This window comes from Legionella stuttgartensis (assembly GCF_977063405.2).
In genome coordinates this window covers 1-16,269 of the sequence record NZ_CDRUHA020000067.1, presented here as the reverse complement: position 1 = coordinate 16,269, position 16,269 = coordinate 1, and the positions used below count along the sequence as shown (strand labels likewise).

Sequence of the window (16,269 nt, the reverse complement as noted above, 5' to 3'; positions counted from 1 at the left end):
AGCGTTCAATCTGAGCCAGGATCAAACTCTTCAGTTCAATTCCTGTGCTAGTTTAAAACCAGCTTCTTTACTTCTTTATACTTCTAAGCACTCAAAGGTTATTCAAAGTGCCCACACAGTTTGTCTTTCATTTATTAATGATCGCGCCCAAAAGGCTATAATGTTTCGCTTTCGCTGAATAATTTGCTCAGGGATTAAATACAAGAAGATATTTATCGAAAAAATCTACTATTTTTATTAATATTGAGCTCTTACAAATCACCATACGGTGCTTTGCTAATAGGGAAATGAGGAAAATTTCTTAACCACGTTTCTAAATATAATATTTAATTCACGTTTTGTCAAATAAAAATCAAATAGAGCAATTTCAGCCCATCTTTTATTCTATTCCTTAACAAAACAGGTGAAGCTTAAACTAAACTCTAATGAATAGCAACCAATTAATCACGGATGAGGAGGGCTAATTATGAAAGCACTATGTTGGCATGGAAAGCATGATGTTCAAATAGAAACAGTTCCCGCACCCCACATAATCAATGAGCAAGATGCCATAATTAGAGTTACATCTACTGCAATTTGTGGTTCGGATTTACATCTTTATAACGATATGATGCCTACTATGGAGTCAGGAGACATTTTAGGCCATGAATTTATGGGAGAGGTTGTAGATGTGCACCCTGGAAATAAAAAATTAAAAGCAGGTGATAAAATAGTTGTTCCTTTCACCATTTCTTGTGGTAAATGTTCTTTTTGTAAACGAAAATTATTTGCTCTATGCGAATGTTCCAACCCCAATAGTGAATTAGCTAAACAACAACTAGGGCAATCTCCTGCAGGATTGTTTGGTTATTCACATTTATTAGGTGGATATTCAGGGGGGCAAGCTGAATTTGTTCGAGTACCCTACTCTGATGTTGGCCCTATTAAAGTACCTTCCGATATTGAAGACGAAAAAGTTTTATTTTTAAGCGATATTTTACCTACTGGCTACATGGCTGCGGAAAATTGTCAGATTAGCTCTGGTGATATTGTGGCAATATGGGGTTGTGGGCCAGTAGGCCAATTCGCTATCCAAAGCGCATGGATGTTAGGAGCTGAGCGGGTAATTGCCATTGACTCCGTACCAGAGCGTTTAAAATTGGCTGAAACTTATGGAAGAGCGGAAATTATTAATTTTGAAAAGGAAGATGTTTATGAGGCTTTAATGGTCATGACAAAAGGAAGAGGACCTCATTCATGTATTGATGCCGTAGGATGTGAGGCTCATGTAGGCCCTTCCTACGACTCTATAATTGATCGTGTAAAGCAAGCGGCTTACATGACCTCAGGGCGAGCTCATGTTCTGCGAGAAGCAATAAAATGCTGTGCGAAAGGGGGAACTTTATCCATCCCAGGTGTTTATGTAGGAAATTTAGACAACATTCCTATAGGAATGGCTATGAATAAAGGTTTAACCTTTAAGATGGGACAAACACACGTACCACGATATACGAAACTTCTGTTAAACAAAATTTTGGATGGAGCAATTGACCCTTCTAAAATTATCACCCACCGTATTAAATTAAAAAATGCTCCTGATGCTTATGAAACGTTTAATGCGAGAGAAAATGGATGCATTAAAGTAGTAATGACCCCTTAATAGGAGAATTAATATGGATATTTATGAATATTTAAAAATGGACCATGATCATGTAGCTCATTTATTCGATCAATTTGAACAATCTGAGCTTCCAACCCGTAGAAAGCAAATTGTTGCTTTAATTGCTCAAGAACTCCTTATACATGCTCATTCTGAGCAAGAAACGTTCTATAAAGCCTTAAAACACTATGATTTAACTAAAGAAGAAGCGACTCATGGAAAAAAAGAACATAAGGAAATTGAAAATCAAATTAAATTAATTCTTCATTCAACAGAATATGGTGCTCCCTGGGTAAATAAAGTTAATAAGTTAAAAAGAATTGTCGAACACCATGTCAGTGAAGAAGAAGGAACTATTTTTGATAAAGCAAAAAAAGTTCTATCTAGAGAGGAAGCTTATGACATAAAAGAACAGATGCACTATTTAAAACAACAGTTATTCCTTTCTTTACAAGAAAAAGAACGCTCTAAAAAATCTACCACAATTAAAAAGACAGATAATAAGAAAATGCATTATAAAAAAGTATTAAAGAAAGATGAATCACGAACAAGGATACATTAGTAAAATCAATTGGATAATAATAAAATGGCCATAGAAAGCTAATTATTTATGGTAACCCACTGGGGCTAATAGTTAATTCCGAAATAACTGTTAAGCCCCATTAAAGCAACTTCAAATTAAGTAAATATTCAAAACGCTCAAATATCTTTAACTAATTGCCTATAATTTTATTATGAATACCTGCTTATCTAATAATCATGTCAGTAGAAAAAAGCGAACAAGTTCACAAAAAATATTTGGAAGAATATCTACGACTGCAACGTGAACTTGAAAAAAAATTAAAACAGGCAATGAAGTTATCTAACTATCCTCAAAGTCTTCATAATGCGATAGAGGCAACCAATAAAGCAGCCTATAATGTTTATAAGAGTACATATAATCTTAACAACGCCAAATCAGATGCTGCCTATGAAGAAGCACAAAAAACCTGGGATGCTCTTGATAAAAAACATGCTGAAGACTCAGAACTTCAAGCCCAAGGAAAAATCAGTTATGAAGAATACCTTCAACGCCATCAGGATTATATAGATGCCAAAGATAAGGCCTATGAAAAATATACTCAAATCAAAGCGCAAAACGACGAAGCCAGTAAAAAAGCGTATAAAGATTATGTTGATATTTGTGAACATAATAGAAACGAAGCAAAAGCGGTTCAACAGGCGCAAAGTAACAGGGAGGATGGTTTAAGTTTATCATCTCCTTCAGGCAGTGTAGCCAAACCAGAGGTACAAATTGCAACTGCTTTGGATAAGCTTACTGAGAGTCAGAAAAGATCTGCAAAAATTCAAAGCGAACATACTGATGAACTTCTTAAAGCCTTCGATAAAAAATTTGGTTCCGACGATTGGTACAAACAAAATCAACCCAAGAAAGATAAAGACGGAAATTTAAGTATGACGTTTAAATCAGAAAAGGATATGGCAGAATTTTTTCAAGAGGAAGCCAAAGAAGGAAGAAGCTTTCTGATGGTTGATGACAAAACCAATAAAGTCATTGCTTTTTCAAATGGCGATGGAAAGCTCTATAAACCAGGACCTGACGGCAGCAAACAGGAGTTTACCGGTGGCTCCTTGTCTCCATCAGCAGAGGAGTTAAAAAGTCTCCCAGATAAAAAAGACTTTCAAATGCCAGAAAAGACAGAAGAATCAAACCTCCAACTTAAATGAAGCGTTCTTAAATCACAGATGCTACAGGAAATTCCCCTGTTCCATCCATTGATGGTTCATTTTTGGGCAACTCAAAGTGGACTAAGAAGAGTAGTATCTACCCACAAAGAATTAACCCACATATAAACAGACTTATCCACAGAAATTGTGAATAACTTAAATAAGATAACTGAAAAATTCAGTAGAAACAAAACAAGCGCAGCAAGACTTATCCGTTCAGGAGATTGTTAATTGATTTTTGGATGGAGATAAATATCCACAGGGAGTCAAGACTTTGACGAAAGCTAGAACATAGCTATGTTATACAAATAAAATTTAAAAAAATAGTCTTGACTCAAACTATTTTTACTTTTCATTCTTGATATTGCATGATTGAACAGCAGATGTACTCATTAAATCGAAACCTTTGGATTAAAGAATTTGTTTCTATCCTGATTTTTTGGTTTTAACAGGTTTCTTTTTCATGCTTTCTTTTAGAAGAGATACAAAATCAATTACTGAATCGTGGCTTTTTGCAGCTTTAGTAACCTTTTTACCTGATTTCAAAAGAGCTTCTGTTTGTTTATCTAACCATTTTTGTAAAACTTCCCTATATTCATTATGATATTTTTCAGGCTCCCATTTATTTGACATATCCTTTATTAAATCCATTGCCATCTTAATTTCTTTCTCAGAAATTTTATAAGTTTTGACCTCTTCTTTAGGAACATTTAACTCTTCTTCTGAACGTATTTCATCCTGAAAATGAATTAAATAAAGCAATATAGTGTTTTGATGTGGAAGAATTAGACTTAAGTATTCTTTAGTGCGCAATATTGTTTTGGCCACCCCCACTTTATTTGTTTTTTTTAATGCTTCACGAAGTAGAACATATGCCTTCTTATTTTTTCCCTCAGGGATTAAATAATAAGGTTTAGTAAAGTAGAGACTATCGATCTCATCTAAATCCACAAATTCTTCAATATCTATTGTTTTGTATAATTCAGGACTCGCTTTTTCAAATGCTTCTTCATTTACTATAAGATAACTACCCTTATCATATTCATACCCTTTAACAATATCTTCCCATCCTACTTCTTTTCCTGTGCTCTCATCCACTCGTTGATATTTTATTCTCGACTTAGTTTTTGCATTCAATAAATGGAAATGGATTTCATTATTTTCTTCTGTAGAAATCAAAGAAATAGGAATTGATACAAGCCCAAAAGAAATATCGCCTTTCCATATTGATCGTGCCATTCTCTTACTCCCAATTATAAATTCTTTAAAAATAAGATTGACCACGAAAAGCTTTTATTAATTGTCCAGTTCTAGCTCGAGTACTGTAAGCTACTTTCCCCTAGTTTTATATATGAAATAATATTTTGAGTTATTTATTTCTTAGCCTTAATACTTCGTGGATCATTTCCATGCCTATCTTTATACCCACTCTACAGCTTCTTTTGATTTCGAAATGGTAAACTTGCTTTTGATGTGGCTCCCTCTTTACTACTATCCAGCCACTTTTGGTATTTGAAAACAACGTGATGTGTTCATTTCTCATCATATTTTATAAATTATAGTATAGTTTTTTGAGGGGCAAAAAATTACACCAAAATTTAATAAAACGGCGCCGAATTTCAGCGCCGTTTTATTTTCTTGTTTTTATATTAATGGATCATAGTAGGCATCTATAGTCTTAGGCCATGTTGCCATATCGGGCCAGTGATCCTTATCAAATCCATATTCTTTTTTTAGTTTTGATTTATTAATATTTAAAATAAAACACTCTTCATCAGGATTGTAACTGATACTTTTCCAAGGAAAGGCAAAATATTTTTCACCTAACCCTAAAAATCCACCGAAAGATAAAACCACATATCTTGCCTCCCCAGTGAATTTATCAAGTACAATTTCTTCAATTTCTCCCAGAGATTCTAACTCAGGTGATTTTACGTCTTTTCCTTTGACATCCTCTGTTCTTACTATATTAAAATTTTCCATAATTTCTCTCCTGTGGTTTTTCATTAGACATTATAGGACATATAAAAAATAACTCAGATGAAAAATGTATTATTTTTGACAATTGTAGAGAAAAAAGGGCCAAGCGGCCCTTTGCTAACCACCGCGTGCTAGTAATACAATAATTAAAATAAGAAGTATTAATCCAATACCGCCACTGGGATAATACCCCCATCCAGAACTATAAGGCCATGTAGGTAGAAGGCCTATAAGGATAACAATTAAAATGATAAATAGAAGTAAATTCATATCGATTCCTTTTAAAAATGAATTTTATACATCCTTTATAAGAGTAGAGTAATTTAAACATCTCGCAATTAAGTTTATCCCTAATAATTACTCTTTTAAGACAAAGGAAATTTGACCTGTTCTTTCTAAATAGGCAGAAATAACATTTTTATAAGAAGAGCGATTTATCTGTTGCCGCATCTGTTCTGTGATATCTTTTTCGGTGATATTTAATTGGTTTAATGTTTTGTGTTTAAGAGTCCCATTTTTTATAAGAAGATACCGTTCTCCTTTAAAGAAATTTTCAAAGAATGAGAATTTTCGACAAAGAATAGCCAAGGTTTTATGTACTACTACGATACCGGATACTCCTATAAGAGTAGAAATTAAAGTAGCTGGACCCGTTATTCCTCTACTAATTAATCCTCCCAAAATTACAATAGCTAATAGATCAAAAGAACTATTTAATTTAAAGCGTCTATTTCCAAATCTTAAAATTAGGGTACAAAAGATTAAGAGTAAAATAGCGCGAATGAAAATATATATTAAACCATGATCTTGATTTATTGAGTAAATATAAGAAAGCATTATGATTCCTCCCTGACGCAATTAAAAATAATTTTTTATTTTTAATTTGATTTAAAATTAATATTAACTTTAAATCTAAAATTTAATGTCGTTTATATTCTCTTCTAACCACTTTAATAATAAACGATCTTTATTTTCTTTTAATGTCGGATGTTTTTTCACCCAAAGTTCAAGATTATTTTTTTTCCATTGATTAATTATTTCGGGTAGAATATAACATTTCTTACAAATAGTAGGTGTATGTCCTAATAAGTCTGCAACTTCTAATATAATATTTTTTAATTGTTCTGCATCATAGTTAATTTTAGATAAACGATAGAGCACTTCCTTACATGCTGCCCACGTACGAAAATCCTTTGCTGTAAAGTCACATTGAGTTAAATTTTGTAAATATAAATTAACATCTTGTGAGCTAATTTCTATAGGATTATTGTTTTCATCTAAATATTTAAATAACCTATAACCTGGAATAGACTCACATTTTTTTAAAATCTTAATAAGTTTTTTATCCTTCAGAATGACATGCCATGGATGAGAATTTTTACCTTTAAAATCCAAAATAGCTTTTGTAGAACTTAATTCTAGATGTTTTTTCCTTAGAGTAGTTATTCCGTAAGAGTTATTTAATTTTTCATATATTGTATTACCAATTCTTATAAAAAAATTATCCAAAAGATAAATTATTGCACATATGACCTGGGGTTTATTCATTAATGCTGGTTTATTTAATTCTCTTTTTACCTTTTTACGAACGATAGGTAACATCCTTCCAAAAGGTATCAGAGATTTGAATTTATTTTCATCTCTAATTACTTTCCACAGCGGATGATAGCAATATTGTTTTTTCCCTTTAATATCTCGCCCGGTGGCTTGGATGTGACTATTTTCAAAAGGAGAAATCCACACACGGGTATAAGCAGGCGGAATACATAAAGAAGCTATTCTTTGTAATGTTTTTTTATTGGTTATTTTAGTTCCGTTGGGATCAAAATATATAAATGAATCTTTATTTTTTTCACGAGAAATACCCGGAATCGAGTCATCCCCATAAAAAATAGAATAAGAATCCAATTGATCTTCCATAATAAGTTTTCTTAATTTGAATTTAAAATAATAACAAATATACTTTGTAACAATTAGAAATTAATGAGACTAAAAACCTTTGGGTTTTCCAAATTATAGTAAAAGGATTTTGAAATGATGCTAAAAGATCTTAAATGAAAATATCCACTCGCTTAAAAAAATTAGCTACTGGATCAAATTCCAAAGAAATTACCTTTGAGCAATTATTAGATAAATTTAATCAAAAAGATAATTTCTTTTTGATTATATTATTAGCAATACCTCCTGCTACTCCATTATCTTTTATTCCTGGATTTTCCGCCCTTTTTGGATTGATGATTGCGTTAATTAGTGTGCAATTATTAGCAGGTCGCAAAAAAATTTGGCTCCCTTCGAAATTAAAAGAAAGGAAAGTACCTTCAAATATAAATGAGGGTATTTTAAAAATAATTCCATACATTCAATTTCTAGAACGATACATTAAAAAAAGAGCTACATTTCTTAGTTCCCCAATTATTAGATATTTTTTAGTAATTTTTATATTTATATTGAGCTTTCTATTAATGTTGCCTGCTCCTTATGTGGATTTTATTTCTTCTTCGGCTATCATTATGATATCAATGGGAATTGTTGAACGAGATGGATTTCTTATCCTAATGACGTTTATTTTAAGTTTAATATATCTCTTAATACTTTTTTATCTACTACGTGCAGCCCTTTTATTAACCTATAAAGCTTATATTTTTATCAAATCTCTTTTTTAAATTTTTAACGATCACTTTATGGAAGAGAAGCTATGAAGCCGATTATAAAGAAAAAAAACTTAAAAGAACGAATTATTTGGCGCTCTGTTAAATGGCCGCTTATTCTTTTATTTTTAAGTTTAATTTTTTTACTTACTAGCTTCCTAAACGTTTATCCATCTTTGCAAAGCTGGTCGGTTTTCTTCATTATTAGTGAAAAGGCAGCCAATTTACTTATAATTACAGCAATACTTCTGGCATTATATAACTTACTCATTTTCACGTGTACGTATTACTCTCAAAAATTGAGCGTCTCAAATTCTTCCTTAGCATTAATATTAAAAAATATAAAAAGTAGTTCAAAAATTATTTTTATCTTAGTGTGGCTAAATATTTTATTTACAATGCTCCTTCCATTAAAACAAATGATATATGCTAATAAAATTTTTACGATTACCCTAATTTTGGCAATCAGCTGGATAGGAATCCAAGTTTTAAATACCCTGGAAGATATTTACGAACAAAAAATGCGCTCCTTATCAATAGAAACACGGATACAGGTTACTGAAATATATACCAAAATGCATTTGTTGAAAGATATAGGGTTTGTTGTTATTGGCCTTATAGCAATTGCCGCTATTTTAATGAGCTTCAGCAATGTACGTAATATGGGAGTTAGTCTTTTAGCTTCTGCAGGATTCTTAACTGCGATAATAGGTTTTGCAGGTCAAAAAACATTAAGTGCAATCTTTTCAGGATTTTGGATTATCTTAAATGGTTCTCTTAAAATCGGTGATACGTTATTTATTGATAAACAATGGGCCATTATTGAAGAGATTACTCTAACAAATGTTCTATTACGTATGAAAGATAATCATCGTATGATTATGCCAATCAGTTACTTTTTAGAAAATAAAGTAGAAAGTCTTGGACGAAAAGGAAATAGCTTAATTACAAGTGTTTATTTTTATATTGATTATTTGCTACCTATTTCAGTTCTGCGAAAAGAATTAGATGAGGTTTTAAATAAATCATCTTATTGGGATAAAAATATTAAAAGAATATTAATTAATAAATTAGAGGAAAACTCAGTTCAAATTCGTGTTCAAGTCAGCACCACTGAAGGTGAAAAAATTTCAGAATTCCGCGCTGAAATTAGAGAGCAGTTTTTTAATATTTTACAAGAAAAATATTCCGAATATCTACCTAAAACAAGACAGATTGGAATTGCGAATCAGGAAAAGAAAAAGGAATAAAACATCAAGATTACAGAAAAAGTCATTAGCACAAAAGTGAGCCACCCTAGCGTATTAGATAACCATTTATTTTTATATTTACCCATGATTTTTTTGTTATTTGAAATAAGAAGGATAATAAAAATAAGCGGCAAGGCCACAATGCAATTAATTACTGCAGCAATTATTAATCCTTGGATTAAATTGACATGCAATAAATTCATTATTAATCCTATTATAAAAGATAAAATAATGACTCCATAAAAACATTTTGCTTCATCGAAGTCATGAAACAGTCCATTTTTCCATTTTAATAAGCCAGCAATCGCATAAGAAGAGGAAGTAGCTAGGATTGGGACACTTAGCATTCCAAGCCCAATTATCCCCAGGGAAAAAATTAATTTGGCGATATACCCAGCATAAGGAAAACCCTGAACTATTGGCTCTAAGGCTTTAGCAGCATCAGCTGCAGTTTGAATATTTTTAATTCCGTGAGTATGTAAGGTAATTCCAATAACAGCAATTATCGCCCACGTACAAATTTGCGACAAAAACATACCAAAAAAGTTATCTTTTCTTAAAGAACTCATTCTTATAGCGGATACTTGCACCAAACCATTAGATTTAGAAATTTTTCTCTTTTTATTTTCCTCAACTTCTTGGGATGACTCCCAAAAAAACATATAGGGAGAAATACTCGTACCAAATAAAGCAGTTAACATAAAAAAATAATCTTTTGAGAACGTAATATTGGGTATTAAAGTATTTTTAATAAGTTCGCTCCAGGGCGTTTCCACGATAAAAAGTGAAATCGGATAAACTAGGATAAAAACACATAGCCACTTTAAAATTTTAACATACATCTCATATTTGAAATAAATAACCGAAAAAAGAATAATCACCGTAAAAAAAACCAAGGAAATATAGTTACTTATTGGAATAAGTAATGCTAGAGCAGCACTCATTGCTCCTAAATCAGCGCCTAAATTTATTGTATTGGCTATAAATAAAAAGAACACTAAAGGTATTAATAACTTATTTCCATAATATTTTTGAATCGTAGAAGCTATCCCCTTATTTTTGGTAGCCCCAATGCGAGCACACATTTCTTGAATAGCGGTCATTAGCGGTAGCATCAGTAAGATAGACCATAATTGTCCAAACCCAAACTTAGCTCCTGACTGAGCGCAGGTTGCAATTCCAGAAGGATCATTATCAGAAATGCCCGTTATAAGACCTGGACCTAGTCTATGAAAAAATTGACGCGCTTTCTTAATATATTTTTTCATGACATATCCTTTATCTGTTTATTAAAATAAAAGGGTATTCTCTCTAAAGAATATAATGCAGCTAATTTTTGTTTTTTCGACTTTGATCCTGAAAATATAACGGTTTCCGAAAATATTACTTTTTTATTTTCGTGATTTATTAACCAAGCAAAACAAATTGTACCGGGTATGATTCCATCAATGGGTTTAGAACCCGCAATACCTGTTGTTGATATAGCAATATTTCCACAGGATAACTTCAGCGCGCCCTCCGCCATTTCCCGTGCCACCTCTTCACTAGTAAGATTAAACTCATCGATGGTTTTCTTTTTTACGCCTAGAATTTTTAATTTAGCTTCTTCTGAGTAGACAACAAAACCCGTATCTAAAACCTCTCCGCTCTTAGGTATTTTACTTAATAAATGTATAATACAGCCCGCGGTACAAGACTCCGCTGTGCTTAATTTGAGATTATTTAATTTTAAAAATGAAATAATCTCAGTTAATTCTTTACGAATCATTTCAATCCTTTGATTTTTTATAAATCATTACCAAAAAGGTACAATTTAGCAATTACATTGAGTTTTTAAGTATTTAATTAAATTCTATTATTTTTATAGAAAAAACAAGTTATGGGATATCCCTAGTCTAAAATATAAATAAAAGACCCAAATGGAGATGAACATATTAAGGGAGAAGCTCATGGGACTGGGACGCTATCATAAAAAAAGGGATTTTTCTAAAACTCCTGAACCGAAGGGAATACTAAATACCCAAGATTCTTATTTATTTGTTATTCAAAAGCATGCCGCCAGCCATATGCATTATGATTTTCGTATTGAGCTTAAGGGCGTTTTAAAAAGTTGGGCCATACCTAAAGGCCCTAGCCTGGATCCGAAAGTGAAACGATTGGCTATGCATGTTGAAGATCATCCTATCGAATATGGGGCTTTTGAAGGAATTATTCCCAAAGGGCAATATGGTGGAGGCACCGTAATGCTGTGGGACAAAGGTACATGGGAGCCATTAGACCCCGATCCTTACTTAGCTTATGAAAAAGGGCATTTGCGATTTGAGTTACATGCAGAAAAGTTAAAAGGCCGATGGGATTTAATACGCTTTAAAGATGAAAAACATTGGTTTTTAATAAAATATGATGATGAATATGCAAAAGAACAGGCGGATTATAAGATAACTGAGAAATTAAATAAAAGTATTAAAACCAATCAAACCATGGAACAAATTGCTAAAAATGCAGAAGATGTTTGGGAGAGTGGTGACTCTAAAAACAGGAAAAAAACACGTACACAGCTCAAATCGCCCCCCCCTGTCATTTTACTCCCTGAGGGTCTAACTAAGGTGGCTTTTCCTCATTTTATCCCTCCCCAACTTGCAACTTTAGTGGATACACCGCCGAGTGGAGAAAACTGGCTTCACGAAGTTAAATTTGATGGTTATAGGATTTTAGCATTTAAGAAAGGGAATGATGTCACATTAAAATCACGCAACAATAAGGATTGGACTGACGATTTATTTTCTATAGCAGAAGCAATCAAAGATTTACCCTATGAACATATTATTTTGGATGGAGAGGTCGTTCTCTTAGACAAAGAAGGAAAATCAGATTTTCAATTGTTACAAAACGCAATAAAAAATAAAAAAAATAGTAATTTTGTATATTTTTTATTTGATATTCTTTATTTTGATCAATATGACTTAAGAACTCTGCCATTAATTGAAAGAAAATCTATTCTCAAAAATATTTTAAATTTTAAATCTTCAACTTTGACTTTTAGTGATCATATTGTCAAAGAAGGTCAATTAATGTTTGAACATTCCTGTCAATATGGTTTAGAAGGGATCATTTCGAAGCGAATGGATAGTACGTACACCTCCAAGCGCACTAAAGATTGGTTAAAAATAAAATGCCTAAAACGTCAGGAGTTTGTAATCGGAGGATATACCCCCCCTAAAGGGGGGCGCCAATCCTTTGGTTCTCTATTTTTAGGTGTTTTCAATGATAAAGGAGAACTGGAGTATACAGGTAATGTAGGGACAGGCTTTACCGAATCTACTTTGAAAACGATTCATAAGCAGCTAGTGGAAAACAAAGCTCGAAAAAACCCATTTACATCGAATCCACCGGGATATACTACTGCAACTTGGGTTAAGCCAACCTTAGTGGCTGAAATTGAGTTTACTGAATGGACTCAAGATGGACATTTACGGCATCCTAGTTTTAAAGGAATGCGACTTGATAAAAAAGCAAATGAAGTTATTAGAGAGCGTGAAATACCTGTCGAAAAGATAAAAGAAGAACATCCAAAAACAAAAACGCAAAATATCGTTAAATTAACCCATCCTTCTAAAATTCTCTATCCGGAGGATAATATAACAAAGCAAGATCTTTTCGATTATTATGACGCTGTAAGTGATTACATTTTGCCTTACATCACGTTAAGACCTTTAACGCTGGTGCGCTGCCCTTCTGATTATGGGAACTGTTTTTATCAGCGTCATTATAACAAGGGTACTCCCAAAGCGCTTCATCCAGTAGAGATAGAAAATGAAGATGAAATAGAGAAATATATTTATTTAAATGATAAGCAAGGTCTGTTAAGTCTTATACAAATGGGCGTTTTAGAAATTCACCCATGGGGAAGTACTATTTCCCATTTAGATCAACCGGATATAATCATTTTTGATTTAGATCCTGCCCCTGACGTGCCTTGGAGAAAGGTCGTTGAAGGCGCGCGCGAAGTCCGTAAATATTTGGAAGAGTATAATCTTCAATCTTTTGTAAAAAGCACTGGAGGAAAAGGATTACATGTCGTGATACCTATAAGACCAGAATATGATTGGGAAGAAATAAAGAACTTTACGAAGGTATTCGTCCAATTTTTAGAACAAATAAAACCGGAAAATTATATTAGTAAAATGACTAAATCAAAACGATCGGGGAAAATATTTGTTGATTATTTACGCAATCAAAAAACTGCAACAGCCATAGGACCTTATTCTACACGAGCCCATCTTCATGCACCTATTGCGACTCCTCTTTCCTGGGAAGAACTAAGTGATCGGATGGAGGATAATACGTTTAACATGAGAGGCTTACTACTCCGATTAAAAAATTTAAAAGAAGATCCATGGAACGATTTTTGGAGTGTGAATCAATCACTTGGTTTAGATAAGTTGTAATTTTTAAAATTAGAGCTTTTAAAGAGGCCTTAAATGAATTTAAGACCTCTTAGAGGCTTACTTTTTCTTACCGCCCCCATCTTGTTTATTTACAGTACGCCAAGCTCGCTCCTCAGCCTCTTTTTTAGAAACTCCTTTTTTCTCATAAGAGTCTTCAATGTGCTCAGCTTTACGTTTCTGTTTATCTGTATAACTTGATTTATCTCCTTTACTCATAGCAACCTCCTTTTTCGTCAAAGTAAAGCGTCCATGTGAGAATATTCTTTATTGAAAGAATATTTTATTTATTATAGTTCTAAATTTAATCCAAACTTTCTTTCCTAGGTATAGCCTTTATCTTAAGGGGTTTTCCTTATTTAACGTTGACAAAAAGATATAGAAGGCTAGTCTTAGATGGTGCAGTGCAATATTTGAATATGATTTGGAGACTAAAATGGATATGAATAAAGGGACTACTGAAATAAAAAATAAATTAAATGAGTATAGTGCTAATGCTCAAGACAAAGCTGAATCGATGACCGAGCAAGTGAAAGATTCTATGTCGGACATGTATCAAGAAAGTAAAAAACAATTTAACAACATGGAAGAATGTGTAGAAGAGTATGCAGATGAACTGCTGCAAAAAGTAAAAGAAAATCCTTTAACTTCTTTGCTTATTGCAGGAGGAATAGGATTTATCATCTCAAGACTCTTAAAAAAATAATCAATCTAAATAGCCACCGAGAGGTGGCTATTGAAAAAGAGTATCTATTTATCTTTCCTTCTGATTTTTTCCTTTTTCTTTTCTTTATAATCCTTATCCTTTGGAGTGGAGTTAGGGGGTATTTGACCTGGACTAGGTTCATAAAAATCGGGCAAAGGAGGATCTTCCATAGGTGGCGTTTGAGGTTTTGAATTTTTTATAGATTCACTCATAAAATTATTCCACTTTTAAAAGATAAGTAACTAGACTAAGATTTTTTTGAAATCCTAGTCTAACTTTTATTTATTTCTGCTCGCAGGTGATTTTAGTACAATCTCTACAGTTTTTTGCTGCAAAAGCAAAGGAATCTGCTACTGGACCTTGCTTATTAGCCATTTGATCATCGGCGGCCTTATCTGCAGCTACATCACTACTGCTCGCATTGGTAGTACAGTTCCAATTAGTATTCATATCCGTAGCTGAAAAACCTACATTGGATGATAATATAAAAACAGCTAAAATTAATTTTTTCATGTTAATCCTTATCTTATAATTGATCTCGAAAATCTTTTACCGCTTTCTCAGCCTCATCTTTCGAGTAACCATAGTGCTTTTGTAATTTTCCATAAATTTCTTGATGAGCCCCTTCAATAACTTTAAAATCATCATCAGTTAATTTACCCCAAGTTTTTTTCATTTTTCCTTTTACTTCTTCCCACTTTCCTTGAAAAATATCTTTATTCACAATGTTCTCCTAAATGTGAAGGGTTTAACTAAAACATACAATTAAAGAAGAGCAAATTCGTGGATTTAAATTCTCTTATTTATTGTTACGCTCATCCCCAGCTGAGTGCTTTGCTGCTTCTGAAGAGTGATGGTGAGCGTGCTCTTGGTGTCCACGAGCTAAATGTGCATGGTGATGACCTTTTTCATGCTCTCCAGATTGGTGGTGTTTCGCAGCTTCATTATGATGCTCATAAGCTTTTTTATGATGCTCTGCTGCTGATGTATGATGCTTTTGTAATTTCTCTTTATCCATTTGGTTATTCATTTTTCTTTCCTTTGTGAGTTAATACAGCTTTAGCATAGTTCCTGAATTCCAATTCCCAGTCAATCTAAGGAAAATGACTAGTATTAATTAAGGTTTTTATAAAATTTCATTTAAAAAATATCGACTATATTTAGAGATATTATCTTAGGGAGATACACATGGACGAATACAACAAAGAAGCCTCATTAACAGCAAAAGAGCATTTAGAACATGCTTCATGTCAAATATTGGAAGAAGGTTTGAACAAAGTTTGCGAATTTGAACAATCTATAGAGAAGCATGTAAACAATCTTTCATGGAAAATAAAAAATAAACCCATGACTTCGGTCTTAATTGCGGCAGGTATAGGATATATTTGGGCAAAATTGACTAAATAAATCTTAACTTTTATCAATAGAAATATCTTGCTTATCTTTCTAAAATCACAATGGGCAAGAAATGAATTTTAAATGATTTCTAATAAAGAAATGAATAAAAAAGGATTTCTATTATGAAAAAAAATAAGATTCAACGCCCCCCTCAACACCAAAATAGGCAACCCGGAGTAGAAGGAAAAATGCATCCCTTACCTATTTTTCTAATTCCAAACTACCAAGCAAGTAATAAGTTAAAAGGAAAGAAGGTTTTAATCACGGGAGGAGATAGTGGAATTGGTAAAGCCGTAGCGTGCTTATTTGCGCAAGAGGGAGCGGATATTTTTATTCATTATCTCAATGATGTTGACAGGGGTATAAAACCGCGGAAATATGGCGCAGGCTTAAATTGATCAAAGTACGCGCAAAGTACACACTTTGATCTGACATTTACCTTAAAGCTAAAATGGGGGCTCCTCTCTAAAGATAT

21 protein-coding genes are annotated in these 16,269 nt (G+C 32.7%); 9 read left to right on the top strand and 12 right to left on the bottom strand.

Annotated elements, in window-relative coordinates:
* Nucleotides 1–466: 466 nt before the first annotated feature.
* The 3 genes from ACWTEW_RS24415 (at nucleotide 467) to ACWTEW_RS24405 (ending at nucleotide 3,367) form a co-directional block, all read left to right on the top strand.
* Entirely contained in the window at nucleotides 467–1,639 is a 1,173-nt protein-coding gene (locus ACWTEW_RS24415; RefSeq protein WP_454783559.1) for a zinc-dependent alcohol dehydrogenase, read from the top strand.
* 13 nt (nucleotides 1,640–1,652) lie between these two features.
* Nucleotides 1,653–2,201, top strand: coding sequence for a hemerythrin domain-containing protein (locus ACWTEW_RS24410; protein WP_454783558.1), 549 nt, complete (start codon nucleotides 1,653–1,655; stop codon nucleotides 2,199–2,201).
* Between the two features lie 197 nt (nucleotides 2,202–2,398).
* Complete coding sequence (locus tag ACWTEW_RS24405; protein ID WP_454783557.1) at nucleotides 2,399–3,367, top strand: hypothetical protein; 969 nt, start codon at nucleotides 2,399–2,401, stop codon at nucleotides 3,365–3,367.
* A gap of 426 nt (nucleotides 3,368–3,793) precedes the next feature.
* Here the strand turns inward: ACWTEW_RS24405 and ku are convergent, their stop codons facing one another.
* The 5 genes from ku to ACWTEW_RS24380 form a co-directional block, all read right to left on the bottom strand.
* Nucleotides 3,794–4,651: a non-homologous end joining protein Ku gene (gene ku / locus ACWTEW_RS24400; RefSeq protein WP_454783556.1), complete on the bottom strand. Its 858-nt coding sequence runs from the start codon at nucleotides 4,649–4,651 to the stop codon at nucleotides 3,794–3,796.
* Nucleotides 4,652–5,011: 360 nt separating this feature from the next.
* A complete protein-coding gene (locus tag ACWTEW_RS24395) occupies nucleotides 5,012–5,350 on the bottom strand; it encodes a PRC-barrel domain-containing protein (protein WP_454783555.1) in 339 nt (112 codons plus the stop codon).
* Nucleotides 5,351–5,464: 114 nt separating this feature from the next.
* The gene (locus ACWTEW_RS24390) at nucleotides 5,465–5,617 is read right to left on the bottom strand and encodes a DUF3309 family protein (RefSeq protein ID WP_454783554.1); all 153 of its coding nucleotides are present in this window, start codon (nucleotides 5,615–5,617) and stop codon (nucleotides 5,465–5,467) included.
* A gap of 87 nt (nucleotides 5,618–5,704) precedes the next feature.
* Nucleotides 5,705–6,184 carry a DUF421 domain-containing protein gene (locus ACWTEW_RS24385; RefSeq protein WP_454783553.1) on the bottom strand — a complete coding sequence of 160 codons (480 nt, stop codon included), beginning with the start codon at nucleotides 6,182–6,184 and terminating at the stop codon, nucleotides 5,705–5,707.
* 75 nt (nucleotides 6,185–6,259) lie between these two features.
* The gene (locus tag ACWTEW_RS24380; RefSeq protein ID WP_454783552.1) at nucleotides 6,260–7,267 is read right to left on the bottom strand and encodes a DNA topoisomerase IB; all 1,008 of its coding nucleotides are present in this window, start codon (nucleotides 7,265–7,267) and stop codon (nucleotides 6,260–6,262) included.
* Between the two features lie 134 nt (nucleotides 7,268–7,401).
* Between ACWTEW_RS24380 and ACWTEW_RS24375 the strand changes: the two genes are divergently transcribed.
* Together ACWTEW_RS24375 and ACWTEW_RS24370 are read left to right on the top strand one after the other, a co-directional pair.
* Nucleotides 7,402–8,010 (top strand): exopolysaccharide biosynthesis protein, encoded by a 609-nt coding sequence (locus ACWTEW_RS24375; protein WP_454783551.1) that lies wholly within the window; start codon nucleotides 7,402–7,404, stop codon nucleotides 8,008–8,010.
* A 32-nt stretch (nucleotides 8,011–8,042) separates the two neighbouring features.
* A complete protein-coding gene (locus ACWTEW_RS24370; RefSeq protein WP_454783550.1) occupies nucleotides 8,043–9,245 on the top strand; it encodes a mechanosensitive ion channel family protein in 1,203 nt (400 codons plus the stop codon).
* On the opposite strand, the gene ACWTEW_RS24365 is transcribed toward ACWTEW_RS24370, so the two are convergent.
* Both ACWTEW_RS24365 and ACWTEW_RS24360 read right to left on the bottom strand, forming a co-directional pair.
* Nucleotides 9,224–10,513, bottom strand: a complete 1,290-nt coding sequence (locus ACWTEW_RS24365; RefSeq protein WP_454783549.1) for an NRAMP family divalent metal transporter — start codon at nucleotides 10,511–10,513, stop codon at nucleotides 9,224–9,226. The genes ACWTEW_RS24370 and ACWTEW_RS24365 overlap by 22 nt on opposite strands.
* Nucleotides 10,510–11,013: a CinA family protein gene (locus ACWTEW_RS24360; protein ID WP_454783548.1), complete on the bottom strand. Its 504-nt coding sequence runs from the start codon at nucleotides 11,011–11,013 to the stop codon at nucleotides 10,510–10,512. Before ACWTEW_RS24360 ends, ACWTEW_RS24365 begins: the two co-directional genes overlap by 4 nt.
* Nucleotides 11,014–11,194: 181 nt before the next feature.
* On the opposite strand from ACWTEW_RS24360, the gene ligD reads away from it, so the two are divergent.
* Nucleotides 11,195–13,693 (top strand): DNA ligase D, encoded by a 2,499-nt coding sequence (ligD, locus tag ACWTEW_RS24355; protein WP_454783547.1) that lies wholly within the window; start codon nucleotides 11,195–11,197, stop codon nucleotides 13,691–13,693.
* Nucleotides 13,694–13,750: 57 nt separating this feature from the next.
* On the opposite strand, the gene ACWTEW_RS24350 is transcribed toward ligD, so the two are convergent.
* A complete protein-coding gene (locus ACWTEW_RS24350; protein WP_454783546.1) occupies nucleotides 13,751–13,909 on the bottom strand; it encodes a hypothetical protein in 159 nt (52 codons plus the stop codon).
* Nucleotides 13,910–14,126: 217 nt separating this feature from the next.
* Between ACWTEW_RS24350 and ACWTEW_RS24345 the strand changes: the two genes are divergently transcribed.
* Nucleotides 14,127–14,396, top strand: coding sequence for an ElaB/YgaM/YqjD family protein (locus ACWTEW_RS24345; RefSeq protein ID WP_454783545.1), 270 nt, complete (start codon nucleotides 14,127–14,129; stop codon nucleotides 14,394–14,396).
* 44 nt (nucleotides 14,397–14,440) lie between these two features.
* On the opposite strand, the gene ACWTEW_RS24340 is transcribed toward ACWTEW_RS24345, so the two are convergent.
* The 4 genes from ACWTEW_RS24340 to ACWTEW_RS24325 all read right to left on the bottom strand — a co-directional run bounded on the left by ACWTEW_RS24340 (nucleotide 14,441) and on the right by ACWTEW_RS24325 (nucleotide 15,426).
* On the bottom strand, nucleotides 14,441–14,608 hold the full coding sequence (locus tag ACWTEW_RS24340) for a hypothetical protein (protein ID WP_454783544.1): 168 nt from the start codon (nucleotides 14,606–14,608) through the stop codon (nucleotides 14,441–14,443).
* Nucleotides 14,609–14,678: 70 nt separating this feature from the next.
* Entirely contained in the window at nucleotides 14,679–14,909 is a 231-nt protein-coding gene (locus ACWTEW_RS24335) for a hypothetical protein (RefSeq protein WP_454783543.1), read from the bottom strand.
* 13 nt (nucleotides 14,910–14,922) lie between these two features.
* On the bottom strand, nucleotides 14,923–15,120 hold the full coding sequence (locus ACWTEW_RS24330) for a CsbD family protein (RefSeq protein WP_454783542.1): 198 nt from the start codon (nucleotides 15,118–15,120) through the stop codon (nucleotides 14,923–14,925).
* A 75-nt stretch (nucleotides 15,121–15,195) separates the two neighbouring features.
* The gene (locus ACWTEW_RS24325; RefSeq protein ID WP_454783541.1) at nucleotides 15,196–15,426 is read right to left on the bottom strand and encodes a hypothetical protein; all 231 of its coding nucleotides are present in this window, start codon (nucleotides 15,424–15,426) and stop codon (nucleotides 15,196–15,198) included.
* Nucleotides 15,427–15,584: 158 nt separating this feature from the next.
* Here ACWTEW_RS24325 and ACWTEW_RS24320 point away from each other — a divergent pair, with 158 nt between their 5' ends.
* On the top strand, nucleotides 15,585–15,803 hold the full coding sequence (locus ACWTEW_RS24320) for a hypothetical protein (protein WP_454783540.1): 219 nt from the start codon (nucleotides 15,585–15,587) through the stop codon (nucleotides 15,801–15,803).
* 113 nt (nucleotides 15,804–15,916) lie between these two features.
* Nucleotides 15,917–16,192: a Rossmann-fold NAD(P)-binding domain-containing protein gene (locus ACWTEW_RS24315; protein ID WP_454783539.1), complete on the top strand. Its 276-nt coding sequence runs from the start codon at nucleotides 15,917–15,919 to the stop codon at nucleotides 16,190–16,192.
* The last annotated feature ends 77 nt before the right edge of the window (nucleotides 16,193–16,269 follow it).

Bases quoted from the DNA above. Each gene is read 5' to 3' on its own strand.
- ACWTEW_RS24415 (WP_454783559.1), top strand. From the start codon at position 467: ATGAAAGCACTATGTTGGCATGGAAAGCATGATGTTCAAATAGAAACA.
- ACWTEW_RS24410 (WP_454783558.1), top strand. From the start codon at position 1,653: ATGGATATTTATGAATATTTAAAAATGGACCATGATCATGTAGCTCAT.
- ACWTEW_RS24405 (WP_454783557.1), top strand. From the start codon at position 2,399: ATGTCAGTAGAAAAAAGCGAACAAGTTCACAAAAAATATTTGGAAGAA.
- ACWTEW_RS24395 (WP_454783555.1), bottom strand. From the start codon at position 5,350: ATGGAAAATTTTAATATAGTAAGAACAGAGGATGTCAAAGGAAAAGAC.
- ACWTEW_RS24390 (WP_454783554.1), bottom strand. From the start codon at position 5,617: ATGAATTTACTTCTATTTATCATTTTAATTGTTATCCTTATAGGCCTT.
- ACWTEW_RS24385 (WP_454783553.1), bottom strand. From the start codon at position 6,184: ATGCTTTCTTATATTTACTCAATAAATCAAGATCATGGTTTAATATAT.
- ACWTEW_RS24380 (WP_454783552.1), bottom strand. From the start codon at position 7,267: ATGGAAGATCAATTGGATTCTTATTCTATTTTTTATGGGGATGACTCG.
- ACWTEW_RS24375 (WP_454783551.1), top strand. From the start codon at position 7,402: ATGAAAATATCCACTCGCTTAAAAAAATTAGCTACTGGATCAAATTCC.
- ACWTEW_RS24370 (WP_454783550.1), top strand. From the start codon at position 8,043: ATGAAGCCGATTATAAAGAAAAAAAACTTAAAAGAACGAATTATTTGG.
- ACWTEW_RS24365 (WP_454783549.1), bottom strand. From the start codon at position 10,513: ATGAAAAAATATATTAAGAAAGCGCGTCAATTTTTTCATAGACTAGGT.
- ACWTEW_RS24360 (WP_454783548.1), bottom strand. From the start codon at position 11,013: ATGATTCGTAAAGAATTAACTGAGATTATTTCATTTTTAAAATTAAAT.
- ligD (WP_454783547.1), top strand. From the start codon at position 11,195: ATGGGACTGGGACGCTATCATAAAAAAAGGGATTTTTCTAAAACTCCT.
- ACWTEW_RS24350 (WP_454783546.1), bottom strand. From the start codon at position 13,909: ATGAGTAAAGGAGATAAATCAAGTTATACAGATAAACAGAAACGTAAA.
- ACWTEW_RS24345 (WP_454783545.1), top strand. From the start codon at position 14,127: ATGGATATGAATAAAGGGACTACTGAAATAAAAAATAAATTAAATGAG.
- ACWTEW_RS24340 (WP_454783544.1), bottom strand. From the start codon at position 14,608: ATGAGTGAATCTATAAAAAATTCAAAACCTCAAACGCCACCTATGGAA.
- ACWTEW_RS24335 (WP_454783543.1), bottom strand. From the start codon at position 14,909: ATGAAAAAATTAATTTTAGCTGTTTTTATATTATCATCCAATGTAGGT.
- ACWTEW_RS24325 (WP_454783541.1), bottom strand. From the start codon at position 15,426: ATGAATAACCAAATGGATAAAGAGAAATTACAAAAGCATCATACATCA.
- ACWTEW_RS24320 (WP_454783540.1), top strand. From the start codon at position 15,585: ATGGACGAATACAACAAAGAAGCCTCATTAACAGCAAAAGAGCATTTA.
- ACWTEW_RS24315 (WP_454783539.1), top strand. From the start codon at position 15,917: ATGAAAAAAAATAAGATTCAACGCCCCCCTCAACACCAAAATAGGCAA.